Here is a 17873-nt window from a genome sequence, read left to right as displayed (position 1 = left end):
TTTGATATTGGCTGAAGTGGTTTTGGAGTGAAGGTAGCGGGTGATGGCTAGGAATAAGAGCGCCATCATGCGATGTTTAACTAGGTGGGTAGTTCACTCTTTGTTATTACCTTTTTATAGCCATAGGCATTATGATCAATTCCAAGTTCTGCGTCGGCAGACTAATTGCTCGCAATGTTTTTTATGAATTTAGTCTGGCAACGATTTACTTTATCATCTTTACCGCTCAAAGAATATCTTGCTACCAGTTACGTACACCGTTATCTGGTCGGACTGTTAAGTTCTTGGCGGCAAACCAGCGTCTTGATCCAGTGGGGAGATGCGATTGCAGCGGCTTTACTCAGCTTAGTATATGCCCTTGCACCTTTTGCTTCGAGTACATTGGTGGGCTTGTTGCTGGTGGCTTGTGTGGGATTTTGGCTGTTGTTGACTTTATCTGATGAAGCAACACCAGCAAATATCTCGTCAGTCACTCCTATTCACGTGTTGGTATTGCTCTACTGGGGAGTTGCCGCAATTGCAACAGCATTATCACCAGTGAAAAAGGCGGCACTTAATGACTTGGGAACGTTGACCTTGTATTTGCTACTATTTACCCTTTGTGCCAGGGTATTAAGGTCGCCTCGCCTCCGGTCTTGGATTATCATCCTTTATCTACACGTATCTTTAATTGTCAGTGTTTATGGATTGCGGCAATGGTTTTTTGGAGCCACAGCACTGGCAACTTGGGTTGATCCAGAATCTCCTCTGTCTAAGACTACAAGAGTCTACAGTTATTTGGGCAATCCCAACTTACTGGCTGGATACCTCTTACCAGCAGTAATTTTTAGCTTAGTAGCAATTTTTGCATGGCAAAGCTGGCTCAAAAAAGCTCTAGCATTAACAATGCTGATTGTCAATGCTGCCTGCCTGATTCTGACTTTTAGTCGTGGCGGTTGGATTGGATTAGTGGTGGCAGTTTTGGCTGTGATGGCATTGCTAGTTTATTGGAAAAGCGTAGAAATGCCTCGTTTTTGGCGTACTTGGGCGCTACCAATTGTTTTGGGGGGTTTGATCGGACTATTACTGCTAGCAGTGATATTTGTAGAGCCAGTCCGTCTGCGAGTGTTCAGTATTTTTGTCGATCGCAAAGATAGCAGTAATAATTTTCGCCGAAATGTGTGGGATGCTGTCTTTGAGATGATTCGCGATCGCCCAATTTTTGGCATTGGCCCCGGACACAACTCTTTTAATAAAGTTTATCCGCTCTACCAACACCCTCGTTACACTGCTTTGAGTGCTTATTCCATTTTGTTTGAAGTGACTGTAGAAACTGGCTTTGTTGGTTTAGGCTGCTTTCTCTGGCTGATAATTGTCACATTTAATACGGCAGTTTTGCAAGTGCAACGATTGCGACGATTGAGAAGTGGAGAAGGATTTTGGTTAATTGGAGCGATCGCTATTTTGTTGGGTATGCTAGCTCACGGAACTGTAGATACTGTTTGGTATCGTCCTGAAGTCAATAGCCTCTGGTGGCTGATCGTAGGTTTAATTGCCAGTTACTGGACACCTTTAGCTCAAAACCAGATAAATTCCTCTAACTCCGAACCAGCAGTAAACTAACATTCATAAAGTTGTCAGTTGTTCAATAGAAAAACAACTGACAAACTTCTACTCTGGTGTAGTATCTTGGCGAAGATTACCTTTAATAACTTTTCATTGCCCGTTGAATGTCACGCTGATCTTGTCGTCGTTTCAGGTCTTCTCGCTTATCGTGGAGCTTTTTACCTTTGCCAAGGGCTATACTCACTTTTACCCAGCCCCGTTTAAGATACATTTTCAAAGGGATTAAAGTTAAACCCTGCTGTTCTACTTTGCCAATTAGCTTGCGGAGTTCTTGACGATGCAACAGCAGCTTGCGTGTCCGCCGTGGTTCATGATTAAAATATTGTCCGCTGGCGTTGTAAGGTGAGATATGAATATTGATCAACCATGCTTCGCCATTGCGAAGCAAAGCATAGCCATCTTGAAGATTGACTTTACCCGCACGAATTGACTTAACCTCGGTTCCTGTCAACTCAATTCCGGCTTCGTAAGTTTCCAGAATTTCATACAAATAACGGGCTTGACGGTTGTCAGCAATAACTTTGTAACCTTCGTTCTTGTCGCTCATTGATAATTCTGTGCGCTTTAAATGTACCTAAAAAATTATTTGGATTGCTTTGTGAATTATAGGGTATTCATTATAACCGCTATAAATATTGAACTGTATATCACTAATTTAGCTTTTCTAAGTTCATAATTAAGAGTTTTCTGGTAACTTTAAGTTACGTGATATCAATTAAATCTGAGCTTTATCCAGAACTTGAGATAAAATCCCAAGTTTCAATTCTATGTGAGACTGCGCTTTATTTACGTAGAGGCAATTCATGAATTGCCCCTACAGCCTATTCTTATAGGCGCGTCTTCAAACATAATAGGTACTACTAATATTTTGGTAAATTACTGATAAAATTAATATTAATTTATACTATAATAAATATCTAACTCTGCCTTATTAATGAGTTATTACAAATTAAAAAGCTCTCTATGCCTCCTAAGCAGAGTGACTCAAAGGTTAAGTTACACTTCGTTAATCCTCCTAAAGATTTAAGATTTTCTTTATAAATAGACCCTGAAGGCAATAATTACCTGGTAATCCTGTCATAGTATGAAACATAAGAACACTATTCTTGCCAGTGTTCACTGATGAAGGGCGTAGAAGCAAATTTCTGAGTAAAAAAAATGCTAGGGGTGTATTATCCATGCCCTTGACTATCCTTGTAGTGGATGATGATTTGGGCACTCGTCTGTCTGTGAGCGACTATCTTGAACTGTCTGGCTACTGTGTAATAACGGCTAATGACGGTCAAGAGGCTTTGTCTATGGTGGATGAGTATAATCCTGATTTGATTGTTACGGATATAATCATGCCACAGATGAATGGCTACGAACTGGTGCGTCGGGTGCGTCAACAATCAATGTTTCGGTTATTACCTGTAATTTTATTAACAGCCCGAACTAAGACCCAGGAAAGAATTCTGGGCTACCAGTCAGGGTGCGATTTATATTTACCAAAGCCTTTTGAATTGGAAGAATTAGCAGCAGCAATCCGCAATCTTTTGGAGCGATCGCAAATTATTCAATCGGAGTATCGCTTTTCCCATAAAGAGAGTTTGGGCATTTCCGCCTCAACAAAAGCGGGGGATGCCCATAATTCTCTGTCCACTCAAATTCAGAAATCGCACTTGCACTCATCCCTAACTCATAGAGAACAAGAAGTCTTAGAGTTATTGACTCATGGTCTGTCTAATGCCGATATGGGTCATCAACTACACCTGAGTCCTCGTACAGTGGAAAAGTACGTTAGCAGTTTATTAAGAAAAACCTCAACCAGCAACCGAGCCGAATTAGTGCGTTTTGCCATGAAGCATGGTCTGGTGGAATAAAAGTTAGGAGTTAAAAGTGAGGAGTGAGGAATTAAAACTCCTAACTCATAACTCCTAACTCATAACTCCTCACTTTTAACTTTTGTCAGTAGACCTTCACAAGCGTCAATTAGTAAATCAATAACCTCATTAAATCCGTCTTGACCACCATAATAAGGATCTGGAACTTCCTTTAAGGTGTGTCGAGAGCAAAATTCACAGATCAAACGAACTTTATGCTGATATTGCTTGGTTTGATCAAGAGCGAGGATATTCTCATAATTTTCTTGATCCATTGCCAATATCAAATCAAAGTCTTGAAAATCTGACTTTTGAAACTGGCGTGCTTGACCACGCAGTTTAATTCCCAACTTTGTAGCAGCCGCAGCACTCATCCGTCTGTCAGGTGGGCTACCAATGTGATAACTAGATGTACCAGCAGAATCACAGATGATGCTTTCGCTCAAGCCAGCTTGCTCAATTAGATGATTCATGATGTTTTCTGCCGATGGCGATCGGCAGATGTTACCTAAGCAGACAAACAGCAACTTGTAAGGCATAGATATTTTTTGTCCTGTGTCAATAGTCATTTGTCCTTTGTCCTTTGACTAATGACTAATGACTATTGACCAATGACTAAAATCCAGGTAACTCTAACCCACTGGTCAATTCTTCCATTCGTTCCCGCATTGTTGCTGTGGACTTGTTGTAGGCTTCTTTCATTGCCACTGTCACAAGATCGGAAAGTACTTCTGCACCTTCCCCTAGAGCATCTGGAGAAATTTCTACCCGCTTGGGTTCTTGGTTCCCACTGACAATCACCTTCACCAGACCACCGCCAGATTCTCCTAGAATCTCCATTTGCTCCAATTCTTCTTGGAGTCGCTTTGCGCCTTCTTGAACTTGTTGTGCTTTCTTGAAAGCATCAGCCAGTTCCTTCATTTTTCCTAAGCCAAAGCCGAATCCTTGTCCTTTACCTGTCATAATTATTTGTACGCGTGTGCGTTGAATAACAAATCAAATTCAATTATAGATGCGGTAAGTAATTTGCCTCTTTTTTTACCAATAATTAATGCATCAGGGAATTGGGCATTGGTCAATTGGTTATCAATTGTTTTTCCTTACAGCATCATCTTTGCCATTAGCCATTCCCCGTTCCCCATTCCCTATCCACAAGCACCTTGAAACTCTCCGAGCATTTTGACTTCTGGTTCTAAATTAATAGACCAACGTTCTTGTACCTGATGTTGGATGTGGCGAATGAGACAGAATATATCACTGGCTTTTGCCCCACCTCGGTTAACGATAAAATTAGCATGGAGTAGTGCTACTTGCGCTCCACCAATTTGGTAGCCTTTGAGGCCAGTTTGTTCAATTAACCAGCCAGCACTGTAAGGTTTGGGATTGCGGAACACACTCCCACAACTAGGGAAGTTGTATGGTTGGGTGTTTAACCGATGCTTTTTGTGTTCTTTGGTGAGTGCTACAACTTTCGCTGGGTCTGCACCTGGTGCAAGTTGTAAGGTAGCTTGGGTGATTATGCGATCGCCACCTTGCAATAACGAAGTCCGGTAGCCATAACCTAACTGTTCTGGGGTAAGAGTCTCCAGCGTTCCATCGGGTGAAAGTACCTCGGCACTAACTAACATATCTGCGATACAGCTATTATGTGCCCCTGCATTCATCACCACAGCACCACCGGCTGTTCCAGGGATGCCAACAGCCCACTCCAATCCTTGCCATCCTAATTCCGCTGCCGCCAATGCCAAGCTAGGAATTGATTCTCCAGCAGCAACGGTTAATTGACCGGTTTGAGGGTCAAAGTTGCTGAAGCGGAGATGACGAGTCGCAATAACTAAGCCTGATATCCCGCGATCGCTCACTAGCAAGTTAGAACCTGCTCCCAGTGTTGTCACCTTTAGATCGCGTTCTTTTGCGTATTTCAGACTGGCTTGCAGTGCTTCTAAGTTTCGGGGAGCAACGTATAAATCAGCTGCTCCCCCAACTCTATAGGAAGTAAATGCTGACAAGCAAGCCTGGGGCTTGATCGTACAATCAGTATTTGGTAAGTAAATTACTTCACTATCCACCGAATTACTTGTTTGATGTTTCTTTGTATTCAAAGCAGAAACTGTGCAGACGTTTCCAGCTGCCTGGGAAATAGTCATCTTTACTTTTTTTGGTAAAATTTTTACATTTATTTACCGCAAAGATACGGTAATAGAGTTCACAGATGGAACCGTTGCTAGACGCGCGCTTTGCTCAGAAATAAAGTCTTTGCAAAGTCTCCACTTTAAGATGTAGCTTTAGCAGGTTCGCAAAGTGCAGTAATTACTTCAGGAATCACCTGATTCAAGTTCCCAGCCCCTAAAAACAGCGCCAAGTCTCCTGGGCGTAATGTTTTTAATAAGTACTCTTGGACTGAGGGTAAAGTTGGTTGATAAACTACGTGCGAATGCTGTTTAGCAATTTCTGCTGCTAGCTGTTCACCAGTAATTTGCCCTAAATTGGGTTCTCCTGCACTGTAAATATCCGTTAGCACAACCAAATCAGCATGGGTAAAGGATTCGGCAAATTCTTTTAAAAAGGTCAGTGTCCGGCTATAGCGATGGGGTTGGAAGATAGCAACCACTCTTTGTCCTGGTCTTGCTTGTAAACGGGCGGCGGCGAGAGTAACGCGAATCTCGCTAGGATGATGAGCATAGTCATCAATGAAGGTAATACCATCAACTTCACCCCGGAGTTCAAAGCGTCGTCTTGCTCCTTCAAAGGTGGCAATACCTTTAGCGATCGCTCCAAATTCTAAGCCCAAGACGCGACCAACAGCAACTGCTGCTAGGGCATTGCTGAGATTGTGCCGACTGAGCAGGCGCAACTTTAACACGCCCAAGGCTTTGCCTTTTTCCCAAACTAGAGCGGTGGTGCCATCAGCCCGATAATCAATATTAGTGACGGTGTAATCAGCGTTGGTATCTGAGTATAAACTGTAGCTGATTGTGGGTTGTAAGCGATCGCGTACTGTAGCACAGTCAATGCTACCTATTAAAGTTTTACAACCCTTAGCAAATGTCTGGAAGGTATTGATGACTTCTTCTAATGTATCGTAATGGTCAGGATGATCGAGTTCAATATTGGTGATGATGCCAATTTCTGGAGCGTGTTTTACCAATGAACCATCAGATTCATCTGCTTCGGCTACCAAATATTGGCTTTGTCCCAATCGAGCATTACCTTCCCAAGCATTGACTTCGCCACCTACTAAAATCGTTGGGTCTAGACCTGCTTCCAGCAGCATATAACCAATCATGCTACTGGTTGTAGTTTTGCCGTGTGTTCCTGCTACTGCAATACTGTAGTAATCGGCAATTAAGGCTGCTAGTACATCTGAACGATGTAAAACCGGACAACCTAATTCTAATGCTGCTTTGTATTCTAAATTATTCGTGTTAATTGCTGTTGAACAAATGACTTGAGGTAGTTTTGACTTAGTATCAGCAGTTAATTGTTCTTGTGAATTTAATAATTGAGGGCGAAAGAATTCGAGATTGTTTGCCTCTTGTCTACCAAAAATATGAGCGCCGATAGATTCCAATTTGTGCGTAATGTGGTTTGGACGAAGATCCGAACCTGATACTGGAAATTGACGCTTGGCAAGAACGTATGCCAGAGCAGACATACCTATGCCGCCGATGCCAATAAAATGAAATGGTCTACCACTAAAATCTACAGAATTAGTCATTTAATGCTCCTCTTACACCACACCACACCATAATCACAAATGACACGCGTATCATAACAGGAATTTGATTTTTACCGTAACTACTCCTATATCGTGTTTATGTTTAATACCCAGATGTTGTTTCTGGTCTGGTTTTGCGTGTTCAGAATGATTTTACCTTGGTTGGAGGTTTTTACTATTTCTGAACTGTTGTTAAGATTATTCTGAAAATTTTGGCTACATCGGGAAAGAAATTCTTGTAATGTCAAATACATATTTTGTCTACCTTACTGGAATTGGCTACATAATACATTGTTTAGTGAAACTGATTTGAAATTGCATCAAGTTTAGCCGTGAATTGACTACAATAGTACATTGGTAATGAAACTATTTTTCAATTGCATAAAACCCAGGCATAACTGGATGCAACAACTAGCAATTTTTGGTGGCACATTTGATCCGATTCATTGGGGACACCTGCTCATAGCCGAGACAGCCATGCAAGAAGTATCCCTTGAAAAGGTAATTTGGGTGCCATCCCTAAATCCTCCTCACAAAGAAGCAGCTTTGTTTGAGCATCGTGTGGAAATGCTGCAATTAGCCATAAAAGATAACCCAGCGTTTACTGTCTCACTAGTGGAGGCAAATCGCTCTGGGACTTCTTATGCCATTAACACCCTGATTGACTTATCTGCTTCTTACCCAAATACTCACTGGCACTGGATTGTAGGCTTGGATACTTTCCAAACCTTACCCCGTTGGTACCGTGGACACGAACTAGCACAAATGTGTGATTGGTTAATCGCACCCCGACTGCTAGGTGGTGAGACTATAACTCAAAGCAAATTAATCTGCAAGCAAGTAGAGCAACAACTGAAGGAGCAGTTATATACCATTCACTGGCAACTCTTGAATATACCAATAGTCGGAGTTTCGTCAAGTCTAATTCGCAAATTGTGCCGCGAACGGCGCTCAATTCGTTATTTAGTCCCGGAAACCGTCAGATCATATATCACTAACAACAATTTCTACTCGAACAAATCTGAATAAATTATGTGTTTTTTTATTGATCTAACACTTTATCGTTATAAGTGCTTACCCCCTTTGCGATATGATTGGGGTCAACGATATCAACATATAAGCATAAATACAGAGGGCAAGACACTGTGATTAGAGTTGCAATCAACGGTTTCGGGCGGATTGGACGTAACTTTGCACGTTGCTGGGTGGGTAGAGAGAATAGCCAAATCGAACTTGTCGCTATTAATGACACGTCAGACCCTAGAACCAATGCTCACCTGCTAAAGTATGACTCGATGCTAGGCAAGATCAAAGGTGCTGAGATTAGTGCCGATGATAACTCTATCATCATTAACGGTAAGACCATTAAGTGCGTATCCGATCGCAACCCAGAAAAGTTGCCCTGGAGAGATTGGGGAATTGACCTAATTATCGAAGCAACAGGCGTATTTACTAGCAAAGAAGGAGCGCTGAAGCATGTGAATGCTGGAGCTAAGAAAGTTCTGATTACCGCTCCTGGTAAAAACGAGGATGGGACTTTTGTGGTTGGTGTGAATCATCATGATTATGACCACAACATACACAACATTATCAGTAATGCTAGCTGTACTACTAACTGCTTGGCACCAATAGCCAAGGTGTTGAACGATAAGTTCGGCATCATCAAAGGTACCATGACCACCACCCATAGCTATACAGGCGATCAGCGCTTGCTAGACGCTTCTCACCGGGATTTGCGACGGGCGAGGGCCGCAGCGATAAACATTGTACCCACCTCCACTGGTGCAGCGAAAGCAGTGGCGCTGGTTATCCCAGACCTCAGAGGCAAGCTAAATGGCGTTGCCTTGCGTGTACCAACCCCGAACGTCTCAATGGTAGATTTCGTAGTTCAGGTTGAGAAGCGTACTATTACTGAAGAAGTTAACCAAGCTCTCAAAGATGCTGCCGAAGGCCCACTTAAAGGTATTTTGGCCTACAGCGAACTAGAACTGGTATCGTCTGATTATCAAGGTCATGATGCTTCTTCGATTGTTGATGCTAACTTGACTTTAGTCTTAGGTAATGACTTAGTGAAAGTTATGGCGTGGTATGACAACGAGTGGGGTTACAGCCAACGAGTCTTGGATTTGGCAGAATTGGTAGCCCAGAAGTGGCAATAATTTTTCATTGGTTATTGGTCATTGGTCATTGGTCATTAAAAAAATGACAAAGGACTATTGACCAAAATGTTGAAATCCCTGGCTAAGACTCAGAACTTGGTCGGGGAATTTTTTTTGTTTGTCGTGCAATAGTACTGTTGATCCGGTTGTAATCTTGCCCACGATCGCAGCACCTCGATCAAGATGTTGTACTAAGGCTAATGCTAACTCTTGTGGTAAGCAAAGCACTAATTCAAAGTCTTCGCCACCGTATAGAGCATAAGCTAACGCTTGCTCTTCTGGCAACCAATGGTTAAAAGTTTTTGGTACAGGAATTTCTCTTTGTTCTAAGACAGCGCCAACGCCACTAGCACGGCAAATTTGAATAATCGCATCTGCCAAACCATCGCTGCTATCCATACCAGCTACAGGAATTTTGGATTTTAGATTTTGGATTTTGGATTGATATTCTAGAATTTTCCAGAGGATTGGTAAGACATCTAATCGTGGCTGTGGGCGTTGGTGTGCGTGGATTAGAGCCGTGCGTTCTGTATCTTTGAGGTTCTGCCCTAATTCGGGATGTAAGAGCAGTTCTAAGCCAGCGTGGGAGGCTCCATGAACACCTGTAACAACGATCGCATCTCCGACAACAGCAGCAGAACGGCGGATAATTTGATTAGGGTTAACTTGACCAAAAGCGGTAATTGCTAAAGTGGTCACAGGCGATCGCACCACATCACCCCCGACAATTGAGGTATTGTATTTTTGCAGGCATTCTGTCATTCCCTGATACAGTCGCTCAACCCAACTTACCTTAACTTCGCCAGGGAGTCCCAACCCAACGGTGATTCCCAATGGAGAAGCACCCATCGCTGCTAAATCGGATAAATTGGCAGCAGCAGCTCGCCAACCAGCATCTTCTGGGGAAGTAGTGAGGTTGCTAAAATGTACGCCGTCAACTAGCACATCTGTAGTCACCACCAAAGATTGTCCTGATGCAGTTTCAAGGACTGCTGCATCATCGCCGATAATTTCTGGTGGACAGAAACGCTGCAATCTTTCTAAAAGACCTTGTTCACCGATATCTTTTACTTGTTGAGAAGATAAGTCACTATTCACAATCGGTTTTCCGTGCTGCAAAATTACTAAGAAAACTGATGATTTGCTTTACTGATTTAATATAAGGGTATCGTCTAGGAGTCAGTTGGGATGGTAACAAGACCAATAACCAGCATTACGTTTGAAGAGTATTTAACCTATGATGATGGTAGCGATTTTCATTATGAACTGGTGGATGGCAAGCTAGAGCTAATGAACCCACCTACTATTGAACATTTCCTGATTGTCGATTTTCTGGATACTGCCTTGAAAGTAGAAATCAAACGTTCTAGCTCAACTTGGCTGTGTTTTCGAGAAAGTGGGGTGAGAACGGGGAGAAATAAATCTCGGTTGACTGATTTGTGTGTAGTGACAGTGGAGCAAGCCAGAGAATTGTTGAATACCTCAGCAGTATTTCAGTCACCGCCGTTACTAATTGTCGAGGTGGTTAGTCCAGAGTCGGTGAAACGGGACTATCGTCATAAGCGTTCTGAATATGCGGCTTTAGAGGTTCCTGAATATTGGATTGTAGACCCATTGAAAGCAAAAGTTTCGGTGTTACTACTGGAAGATGGATTTTACGAAGAAACAGTTTTTACCGCTACTCAGGAGATTGTATCACGGACTTTTCCAGAATTAGCGATCAACTGCGATCGAGTGTTCGCTGCCGGCAATCTAAATTAGGGGAGTTAGGAGAGACGCGATGAATCGCGTCTGTACAAGAGGAATTATTTTCCCCCTGCTCTTTATTATGCTGCTTGCGGCTCAACCAAATTTTCTATTCCTTGGACGACTTTTGCCGATTCAATCTTGTCACCAGCCTTCAGTTTATCCAAAACTTCTCTGCCTTCGGTGAGATAGCCAAAAACGGCATAACGACCATCCAATAGATTGCGTCCGGCGGGGGTGAGTTCTGGGTCAAACAAAAAGAAGAAGAATTGTGATGAACCACCATTTACTTCACTTTCGGGACGAGCCATTACCACTGCACCAAAAGCAGAGAAAGGTAGAACTGGCATATCGATGTAACGACCAGCTTCTTCTAGCGTAATACCATAAGTAGGTGCTTTATCACCTTGAACTAAGACTTCTAAGGGAATAGCGCGATATTTGCCCGTCTTGGGATCAATGTAACCCACGTCTTTCCCCGCAGGATCTCCAGTTTGCAGAAAGTAAGATTCTTCAGAACGGGTAAATTCTAAGTCATTATAAAAACCCTTCTGTACTAAATCGACAAAATTACCAGCAGTGACAGGGGCGCTATAACCATCTACTACAATGGTCAAATCGCCTTTGTTGGTTTTGATTTCTACAGTGGCATGACCTTTAAGTTGTGGCAGGTTGCTGAACTGGGCAGGTACTTCAAAGGGGAATTCTTTCACCATTGACTCTTCTAGCTGAGTCACGAGATTCAGAAGTTTGCCTCTATCTTGCAGAATTTTTTCTTTATCTTTGCTGTTCGCCAATTCTTGCAATTTACCCACCCCAGATTTCAACTCGCTAATCCAAGCTTCGGCTTGGGGTTGGCGTTCTGTGGGAACGCTTGTTAAGATTTGGGAGGGTTTATCGAGAATACGGGATGCTTGGCTGATGTCCTTGGAAATAGCACCCCACCGCCGATTCGCTCTCAGTTGGGCTGAGATGTCTTCTAAACTGGCTTGTAGTTGCCGTACAGGTTTGTTATCTATCGGGAGTGCATACCGCAACAAAGCCTTGCCATCGGTAATTGCGTTGCCAGATGGCAATGCGGCGCTACTGGAGGGAGTCCACCCAGCTGTAGTTATGCCTAAAAATATTGTTACCAGCAGTATTGCCATTAGGCTGTTCTTCAGCCAGGATTTTAATAAGTTAAGCATGGGATAACTCAAATGCAGCATTAATTTGTTGACTGGACGTAACCCATAAATAATCTTCCCACGTTAAGGGCTGAGTGGATCAGAGGTCTAGGGCAGGGGAACAAATGACAACTAACTAATGACAAATGCCCAATGACGACTCTAGAAGGGTACAATAAATGCCGATTGTCTTCCAAAATTTGAAAGTTTCATGATCTCCAGTAACGACTTTCGACCCGGTGTTTCAATTGTATTGGATGGGTCTGTATGGCGAGTGCTTGAATTCCTACACGTCAAGCCAGGTAAAGGTTCTGCCTTTGTCCGAACTAAGTTAAAAAATGTCCAGAGTGGGAGCGTGATGGAAAAAACGTTCCGAGCGGGGGAAACTGTGCCCCAAGCTACTTTAGAAAAAAGCACGATGCAGCATACCTATAAAGAGGGCGATGAGTTTGTCTTTATGGATATGGAAACCTACGAAGAAGGCAGATTAACCAAGGCACAAATTGGCGATCGCGTCAAATACCTGAAGGAAGGTATGGAAGCTGAAGTTATTAAATGGGGCGAACAGGTGCTAGGAGTAGAATTGCCTAAATCTGTGGTTCTGGAAATTATCCAAACAGACCCAGGTTTAAAAGGTGACACTGCTACCGGTGGCTCAAAACCCGCAACTCTAGAAACTGGTGCAATTGTGATGGTTCCTTTGTTTATTTCTCAAGGAGAACGCATCAAAGTTGATACCCAAGAAGATAAGTATATCAGCAGGGAATAACTTTCATCTCTACGGAGATGCTTGTTCCCGATTGAAATCCCTACATAAGGATTAAATCCCTGCCACACTTAAGATGCTAATTTACGGATAGGTCGAGGTAATAAAAACTGTGCCATTGGACTTTAATGAAATCCGCCAACTATTGGCAACTATCGCACAAACAGATATTGCAGAAGTCACGCTTAAAAGCGATGATTTTGAACTAACAGTTCGTAAGGCTGTGAGCTTCAGCAATCAGATGTTGTCGGTAGGTCAACCGACCTTCGGCGGTGTGGTAGGTTCGGGCTTGACATCGGGTTCATCTGGGGGAAACCAGATGAACACGAGTCAGGTAACGGAGGTGTCCACATCTCGCGTGTTTGAGAATACTGGTAGTAGCACACAATTGCAGGTATCAGTAAATCCTCCCTCAATCATTGACCAGAGATTAGTGGAAGTGCCTTCCCCAATGGTGGGAACGTTTTATCGCGCTCCTGCGCCTGGGGAAGCGGCATTTGTGGAAGTGGGCGATCGCATCCGCAAGGGTCAAACAGTCTGTATCATTGAAGCCATGAAGCTGATGAATGAAATCGAAGCCGAAGTCTCTGGACAGGTGATGGAAATTCTTCTCCAAAATGGCGACGCTGTAGAATATGGTCAACCTTTGATGCGAATTAACCCCGATTAAGTATTAATCTATATATGAAGTGAGTAATTGTTAAAACTTCAGTCCTTGCGGGTTAATCCTGATGAAACAAACGTTGCCTTTACCGCCAGAAGTGGTGCAACAAGTAGCTGAATACTTCAGCCTGTTAAGTGAGCCGATGCGCTTGCGGCTGCTCCACTTATTACGGGATGAAGAAAAATGCGTGCAAGAGTTGGTAGAGGCAACACACACTTCTCAGGCAAATGTATCAAAACACCTGAAGGTAATGTGGCAAGCAGGTATCCTTAGCCGCCGCAGTGAAGGAACTTGCGCCTATTACCGGGTGGAAGATGAAATGATTTTTGATTTGTGTAATCGGGTTTGCGATCGCCTTGCCACAAGGTTAGAAGAGCAAGCCCGTAATTTTCGTGTATTAAATAGCAAACGGTAGGTCAATTGTCATTTGTCCTTTGTCATTTGTGAAAAACTAATGACCAATGACTAATGACCAATGACTAAAGCTGATAATTTTTATCAAAGCTTTCACGAGTTAGTGGCTGTTGTAACTCTAAACCTTCACCACCTAAAACATCCAACGGTTTGCCGTTCACGTCAATGTACACTTTGGCTTTGGGATTTAAAGTTGTCGCAGTATAAACAACTTGTCCCACGCGACCCATCATTGATGTGCTACCGCCACCACTGGTAAAATCTTCTGATAAATTAACGTGAACTTCGTTATTTTCTGATTTCAGCCCCAAAAGTTTGGTTCCTTTGGGGATAGTTGTCGAACCTGTTGCTTCTGTTGTTGGCCCTGCTAACAAACTTTGGAAAGCTGCTTCTAAAGGCTGGTTGGGTAGTATAGAAGCGACTTTAACAGGCTGGGGAACCAAAACAACATTTTTGTCTTTTGGTGTGAGCCAATAAACATTGGGGGTTTTTTCATTAGCAACTGGCTGCCTATTCGATGGCTGTGCTGGTTGAGCGATTTGCCCAGAGGTGTTTGACGGTGTGGGAGTATTGCTGGAGTGTGAGGTAAACCAAGCCACACCGCCACCCACCGCTACAACCACTGCTGACACAGCTGCAATTACGCCTGAAGAAATACGATTAGATCCTTGTTGGTCTTTCATGTTCAAAACCTTCCTAACTGAGGGCTGATATGGTAGTTATGTGAGGAGCAGCCTGGTTAACGACGATACTTATAAGTTTAGAGTTTCCACAACCCAGAGGAGACTTACTTTATGCCTCTTAATTCTGCAAGTCCCTAATTCAATTTTAGAATTTTTACTTCTAATCCGTCACCTACCAAATTATGTAAATTTTGGGGATATGAGGAGTGGAAAGTTAAGAGTTAGGAGTTAGGGGACAAGTAAAATAACCTATGCCCCATGCCCCATGCCCTATGCCCTATGCCCTATTGCTTCCGTAATCCACTGTTTGAGTGTCGCTGTAACTTCATCAATGACAATTTCTTGAGATTGACGGGTGGCTCTTTCTACAACTTCAACTTTGCCATTAGCGATCGCTCGTCCGGTTACAATTCTATAAGGTATACCAATCAAGTCAGCATCTTTAAATTTGACTCCAGCCCGTTCATCGCGGTCATCTAGTATGGTTTCAATTCCTGCTTGATTGAGTTCTGTGTAAAGTTTTTCGGCGATTTCGACTTGTTGAGCATCCTTGATGTTCGGAATTGTGACGATCGCGTGGTAGGGTGCGATCGCAGCTGGCCAAATAATTCCATCTTTATCGTAAGATTGCTCTACGGCAGCTTGTGCTAACCGCGACACACCGACACCAAAACAACCCATAACTAGCGGCTTCTCTTCGCCCTGTTCATTGGTATAAGTTGCACCCATCGTTTGAGAATATTTAGTCCCTAATTGGAAGATGTGACCGGCTTCAATTCCACGGGCGCTTTGTAAGGTTTGTTCTGGATTATGGATGGCGCGATCGCCTGGTCTTGCCTTACGAATATCTACTACTCGCTCTGGTAACTTAAATTGCTCACCCCAATTAGCACCAACTACGTGATAACCAGGTTCATTTGCACCTGTAACAAAGTTTTTTAAATCAACGGCTGTTTGATCTACTAAGCGCAAAAATTTAGGATGAATCTGTTTATTGCCAGTAATATACTCATCTCCGATATCTGGTGCAATGTAGCCTAAAGGCAGAGATTTAGCTGTCCATGTTTGCTGGGCTTCTAGATTTGGTACATTTAAACTAATAATAGTTTTACCACCATACTCAGAAGCTAATTTAGTCAATTCATTTTGCAACTTGACTTCATTCACTTCCTGATCGCCTCGGATGTTCACCAGAACTAACACCGTTATACCATTATCATAAACTGTCTGATAAAGGACATTTTTCACCAATTGAGTGGAAGAACAGTTGAGGATTTGACAAACTTTTTCAATGGTTTCTGTTCCAGGTGTATCCCGTTTTTCGTAGGTTGTAAACCGTGAAGTTTCAGCGTCAATTGGTAAAGAAACAGCCTTTTCTACGTTAGCGGCGTATTTACCATCTTCAGTGTAGAGAACTTCATCTTCGCCGGCTTCCGCCAAAATCATAAATTCTGTGGAACCAGAACCGCCTATTGCACCAGAATCAGCTTCCACTGCCCGAAAAGCTAAACCAGAACGCCGCAGCATATTGCTGTACGCTTTATACATATCCTGGTAAGTTTCTTTGAGGCTGGCTTCATCGGCATGGAAAGAGTAGCCGTCCTTCATGATAAACTCTCGTCCACGCATCAAACCAAAGCGGGGACGAATTTCATCACGGAACTTGGTTTGAATTTGGTAGAGATGTAGGGGTAGTTGGCGATACGAGCGAATCATATCACGAGCGATCGCTGTGATGACTTCCTCATGAGTTGGGCCTAATCCTAATTGTTGCTCACGGCGGTCAATTAGGGAAAACATAATCCCCTCAGCTTTGGTGTAAGTGTCCCAGCGTCCCGATTCCTTCCATAAATCAGCAGGTTGTAATTGTGGTAAAAGACATTCTTGTGCGCCTGTAGCGTTCATTTCTTCCCGCACAATCTGGGAAACTTTTTGCAGTACCCGCCACATTAGCGGCAGATAAGCATAGATACCACTACCGATGCGACGAATGTAACCTGCACGGAGTAATAATTTATGACTGGGAATCTCAGCATCAGCTGGATCATCCCGGAGTGTAACGAATAACATTTGTGACAGTCGCATCGTTTATTCCCTTTCCAGAATCTCTAATTTGTTTATAAACCAATACAGTTCAGTTAAGGTCTACTAGCAACAATTTTGGGTTTTCGAGACGCGATAAATCGCCGTGAGTGAGACGCGATAAATCGCCGTCTCTACAAGTGTTTTGTTGCTCATTCTGAACTGGATTGTGATACAATCTTTGCACCTATTTAATCTAGGTCTAGGTTATGAGTCTTTTGACATTAAAACTAGACACCGTTCACCTTAGTGACGAACAATTTTATCACTTATGTCAAAATAACCGCGAATTGAAGTTTGAACGGACTACCAAGGGAGAATTAATCATCATGTCCCCCGTTGGAGGTGAAAGCGGGAATCGAGAAGCGGATTTGATTATTGATTTGGGAATCTGGAATCGGCAAACTGGCCTTGGTTACACCTTCAGTTCTTCTACTATATTCAAATTACCCAATGGTGGCGATCGTTCCCCAGATGCCGCTTGGATTCAACGAGAACGTTGGGAAGCACTTACACCTGAACAAAGACGCAAATTTCCCCCCATTGCACCCGATTTTGTCATTGAATTAAGGTCAGCAACGGATGATTTAGAAATGTTGCGTTCCAAAATGCAGGAATATATGGATGCAGGGGTGCAATTGGCATGGTTAATTAACCCCCAACAGCAGCAAGTAGAAATTTATCGCCAAAAACAAGATGCGGAAGTGCGAAATCTTCCCACACAATTATCGGGTGAAGATGTATTGCCAGGATTTAGCTTAAGTCTTTCCTGTTATTAAGATTTACAAGTGCTGCTAAACCTCCACTATCTGCCCACACTTTCCATTGCAGCAGAAAATACTCTATAAGTCTCTTGACCTACACCTTTGTTGCATCGACTCCTTAGTGCATCGACCTGCAAAAATTAACTTACCCGACACTATACAGCAACCTTACAGCTATTTTCAGGTAAATAGACCACGCAGTAGGGGCACAGCAACCTGATAATTAGCGGGCTACGCTCAACTT

Annotated in this window: 18 protein-coding genes; 9 read left to right on the top strand and 9 right to left on the bottom strand. The window is 43.0% G+C overall.

All coding sequences use genetic code 11. The features are described 5' to 3' along the window. The first annotated feature begins 183 nt into the window (after positions 1 to 183). A complete protein-coding gene (locus tag GTQ43_RS01690) occupies positions 184 to 1602 on the top strand; it encodes an IctB family putative bicarbonate transporter (RefSeq protein ID WP_265270126.1) in 1419 nt (472 codons plus the stop codon). Positions 1603 to 1684: 82 nt separating this feature from the next. On the opposite strand, the gene smpB is transcribed toward GTQ43_RS01690, so the two are convergent. Further along, positions 1685 to 2152 carry an SsrA-binding protein SmpB gene (gene smpB / locus GTQ43_RS01685; RefSeq protein WP_012407256.1) on the bottom strand — a complete coding sequence of 156 codons (468 nt, stop codon included), beginning with the start codon at positions 2150 to 2152 and terminating at the stop codon, positions 1685 to 1687. A 631-nt stretch (positions 2153 to 2783) separates the two neighbouring features. On the opposite strand from smpB, the gene GTQ43_RS01680 reads away from it, so the two are divergent. Further along, on the top strand, positions 2784 to 3467 hold the full coding sequence (locus GTQ43_RS01680) for a response regulator transcription factor (RefSeq protein WP_265270120.1): 684 nt from the start codon (positions 2784 to 2786) through the stop codon (positions 3465 to 3467). Positions 3468 to 3526: 59 nt separating this feature from the next. Here the strand turns inward: GTQ43_RS01680 and GTQ43_RS01675 are convergent, their stop codons facing one another. The 4 genes from GTQ43_RS01675 to murC form a co-directional block, all read right to left on the bottom strand. Beyond that, positions 3527 to 4006 (bottom strand): low molecular weight protein-tyrosine-phosphatase, encoded by a 480-nt coding sequence (locus GTQ43_RS01675; RefSeq protein ID WP_265273640.1) that lies wholly within the window; start codon positions 4004 to 4006, stop codon positions 3527 to 3529. Between the two features lie 76 nt (positions 4007 to 4082). Continuing rightward, a complete protein-coding gene (locus tag GTQ43_RS01670) occupies positions 4083 to 4430 on the bottom strand; it encodes a YbaB/EbfC family nucleoid-associated protein (protein WP_100900466.1) in 348 nt (115 codons plus the stop codon). Positions 4431 to 4612: 182 nt separating this feature from the next. Continuing rightward, positions 4613 to 5614 (bottom strand): UDP-N-acetylmuramate dehydrogenase, encoded by a 1002-nt coding sequence (murB, locus tag GTQ43_RS01665; protein WP_265270111.1) that lies wholly within the window; start codon positions 5612 to 5614, stop codon positions 4613 to 4615. A 125-nt stretch (positions 5615 to 5739) separates the two neighbouring features. Next, the gene (gene murC, locus GTQ43_RS01660; RefSeq protein ID WP_265270109.1) at positions 5740 to 7185 is read right to left on the bottom strand and encodes a UDP-N-acetylmuramate--L-alanine ligase; all 1446 of its coding nucleotides are present in this window, start codon (positions 7183 to 7185) and stop codon (positions 5740 to 5742) included. Positions 7186 to 7587: 402 nt separating this feature from the next. Between murC and nadD the strand changes: the two genes are divergently transcribed. Next, entirely contained in the window at positions 7588 to 8214 is a 627-nt protein-coding gene (nadD, locus tag GTQ43_RS01655) for a nicotinate (nicotinamide) nucleotide adenylyltransferase (RefSeq protein WP_265270107.1), read from the top strand. Between the two features lie 116 nt (positions 8215 to 8330). Next, the gene (locus GTQ43_RS01650) at positions 8331 to 9344 is read left to right on the top strand and encodes a type I glyceraldehyde-3-phosphate dehydrogenase (protein WP_265270105.1); all 1014 of its coding nucleotides are present in this window, start codon (positions 8331 to 8333) and stop codon (positions 9342 to 9344) included. Positions 9345 to 9398: 54 nt separating this feature from the next. On the opposite strand, the gene thiL is transcribed toward GTQ43_RS01650, so the two are convergent. Then, complete coding sequence (gene thiL, locus GTQ43_RS01645) at positions 9399 to 10442, bottom strand: thiamine-phosphate kinase (RefSeq protein WP_265270103.1); 1044 nt, start codon at positions 10440 to 10442, stop codon at positions 9399 to 9401. A gap of 90 nt (positions 10443 to 10532) precedes the next feature. Between thiL and GTQ43_RS01640 the strand changes: the two genes are divergently transcribed. After that, positions 10533 to 11105 carry a Uma2 family endonuclease gene (locus GTQ43_RS01640; protein WP_265270101.1) on the top strand — a complete coding sequence of 191 codons (573 nt, stop codon included), beginning with the start codon at positions 10533 to 10535 and terminating at the stop codon, positions 11103 to 11105. A gap of 65 nt (positions 11106 to 11170) precedes the next feature. Here the strand turns inward: GTQ43_RS01640 and GTQ43_RS01635 are convergent, their stop codons facing one another. Continuing rightward, on the bottom strand, positions 11171 to 12277 hold the full coding sequence (locus GTQ43_RS01635) for a peptidylprolyl isomerase (RefSeq protein ID WP_265270099.1): 1107 nt from the start codon (positions 12275 to 12277) through the stop codon (positions 11171 to 11173). Positions 12278 to 12467: 190 nt separating this feature from the next. Here GTQ43_RS01635 and efp point away from each other — a divergent pair, with 190 nt between their 5' ends. From efp to GTQ43_RS01620, 3 genes are all read left to right on the top strand, one after another. Then, positions 12468 to 13025, top strand: coding sequence for an elongation factor P (gene efp, locus GTQ43_RS01630; RefSeq protein WP_265270098.1), 558 nt, complete (start codon positions 12468 to 12470; stop codon positions 13023 to 13025). 109 nt (positions 13026 to 13134) lie between these two features. After that, positions 13135 to 13692, top strand: coding sequence for an acetyl-CoA carboxylase biotin carboxyl carrier protein (gene accB / locus GTQ43_RS01625; protein WP_265270097.1), 558 nt, complete (start codon positions 13135 to 13137; stop codon positions 13690 to 13692). Between the two features lie 61 nt (positions 13693 to 13753). After that, on the top strand, positions 13754 to 14101 hold the full coding sequence (locus GTQ43_RS01620; protein ID WP_265270095.1) for an ArsR/SmtB family transcription factor: 348 nt from the start codon (positions 13754 to 13756) through the stop codon (positions 14099 to 14101). A 64-nt stretch (positions 14102 to 14165) separates the two neighbouring features. Here the strand turns inward: GTQ43_RS01620 and GTQ43_RS01615 are convergent, their stop codons facing one another. Both GTQ43_RS01615 and GTQ43_RS01610 read right to left on the bottom strand, forming a co-directional pair. Continuing rightward, the gene (locus GTQ43_RS01615; RefSeq protein WP_265270094.1) at positions 14166 to 14783 is read right to left on the bottom strand and encodes a GerMN domain-containing protein; all 618 of its coding nucleotides are present in this window, start codon (positions 14781 to 14783) and stop codon (positions 14166 to 14168) included. A 270-nt stretch (positions 14784 to 15053) separates the two neighbouring features. Further along, positions 15054 to 16868 (bottom strand): proline--tRNA ligase, encoded by a 1815-nt coding sequence (locus GTQ43_RS01610; protein WP_265270093.1) that lies wholly within the window; start codon positions 16866 to 16868, stop codon positions 15054 to 15056. A 206-nt stretch (positions 16869 to 17074) separates the two neighbouring features. Between GTQ43_RS01610 and GTQ43_RS01605 the strand changes: the two genes are divergently transcribed. Next, a complete protein-coding gene (locus tag GTQ43_RS01605; protein ID WP_265270091.1) occupies positions 17075 to 17644 on the top strand; it encodes a Uma2 family endonuclease in 570 nt (189 codons plus the stop codon). Positions 17645 to 17873: the final 229 nt, after the last annotated feature.

Origin of the sequence: Nostoc sp. KVJ3 (assembly GCF_026127265.1) — a bacterium.
Lineage (GTDB): Bacteria > Cyanobacteriota > Cyanobacteriia > Cyanobacteriales > Nostocaceae > Nostoc.
Note: the sequence above shows the minus strand (reverse complement) of the source record. Positions and strands in the feature narration are given on the sequence as shown.

Bases quoted from the DNA above. Each gene is read 5' to 3' on its own strand.
- GTQ43_RS01690 (WP_265270126.1), top strand. From the start codon at position 184: ATGAATTTAGTCTGGCAACGATTTACTTTATCATCTTTACCGCTCAAA.
- smpB (WP_012407256.1), bottom strand. From the start codon at position 2,152: ATGAGCGACAAGAACGAAGGTTACAAAGTTATTGCTGACAACCGTCAA.
- GTQ43_RS01680 (WP_265270120.1), top strand. From the start codon at position 2,784: ATGCCCTTGACTATCCTTGTAGTGGATGATGATTTGGGCACTCGTCTG.
- GTQ43_RS01675 (WP_265273640.1), bottom strand. From the start codon at position 4,006: ATGCCTTACAAGTTGCTGTTTGTCTGCTTAGGTAACATCTGCCGATCG.
- GTQ43_RS01670 (WP_100900466.1), bottom strand. From the start codon at position 4,430: ATGACAGGTAAAGGACAAGGATTCGGCTTTGGCTTAGGAAAAATGAAG.
- murB (WP_265270111.1), bottom strand. From the start codon at position 5,614: ATGACTATTTCCCAGGCAGCTGGAAACGTCTGCACAGTTTCTGCTTTG.
- murC (WP_265270109.1), bottom strand. From the start codon at position 7,185: ATGACTAATTCTGTAGATTTTAGTGGTAGACCATTTCATTTTATTGGC.
- nadD (WP_265270107.1), top strand. From the start codon at position 7,588: ATGCAACAACTAGCAATTTTTGGTGGCACATTTGATCCGATTCATTGG.
- GTQ43_RS01640 (WP_265270101.1), top strand. From the start codon at position 10,533: ATGGTAACAAGACCAATAACCAGCATTACGTTTGAAGAGTATTTAACC.
- GTQ43_RS01635 (WP_265270099.1), bottom strand. From the start codon at position 12,277: ATGCTTAACTTATTAAAATCCTGGCTGAAGAACAGCCTAATGGCAATA.
- efp (WP_265270098.1), top strand. From the start codon at position 12,468: ATGATCTCCAGTAACGACTTTCGACCCGGTGTTTCAATTGTATTGGAT.
- GTQ43_RS01620 (WP_265270095.1), top strand. From the start codon at position 13,754: ATGAAACAAACGTTGCCTTTACCGCCAGAAGTGGTGCAACAAGTAGCT.
- GTQ43_RS01615 (WP_265270094.1), bottom strand. From the start codon at position 14,783: ATGAAAGACCAACAAGGATCTAATCGTATTTCTTCAGGCGTAATTGCA.
- GTQ43_RS01610 (WP_265270093.1), bottom strand. From the start codon at position 16,868: ATGCGACTGTCACAAATGTTATTCGTTACACTCCGGGATGATCCAGCT.
- GTQ43_RS01605 (WP_265270091.1), top strand. From the start codon at position 17,075: ATGAGTCTTTTGACATTAAAACTAGACACCGTTCACCTTAGTGACGAA.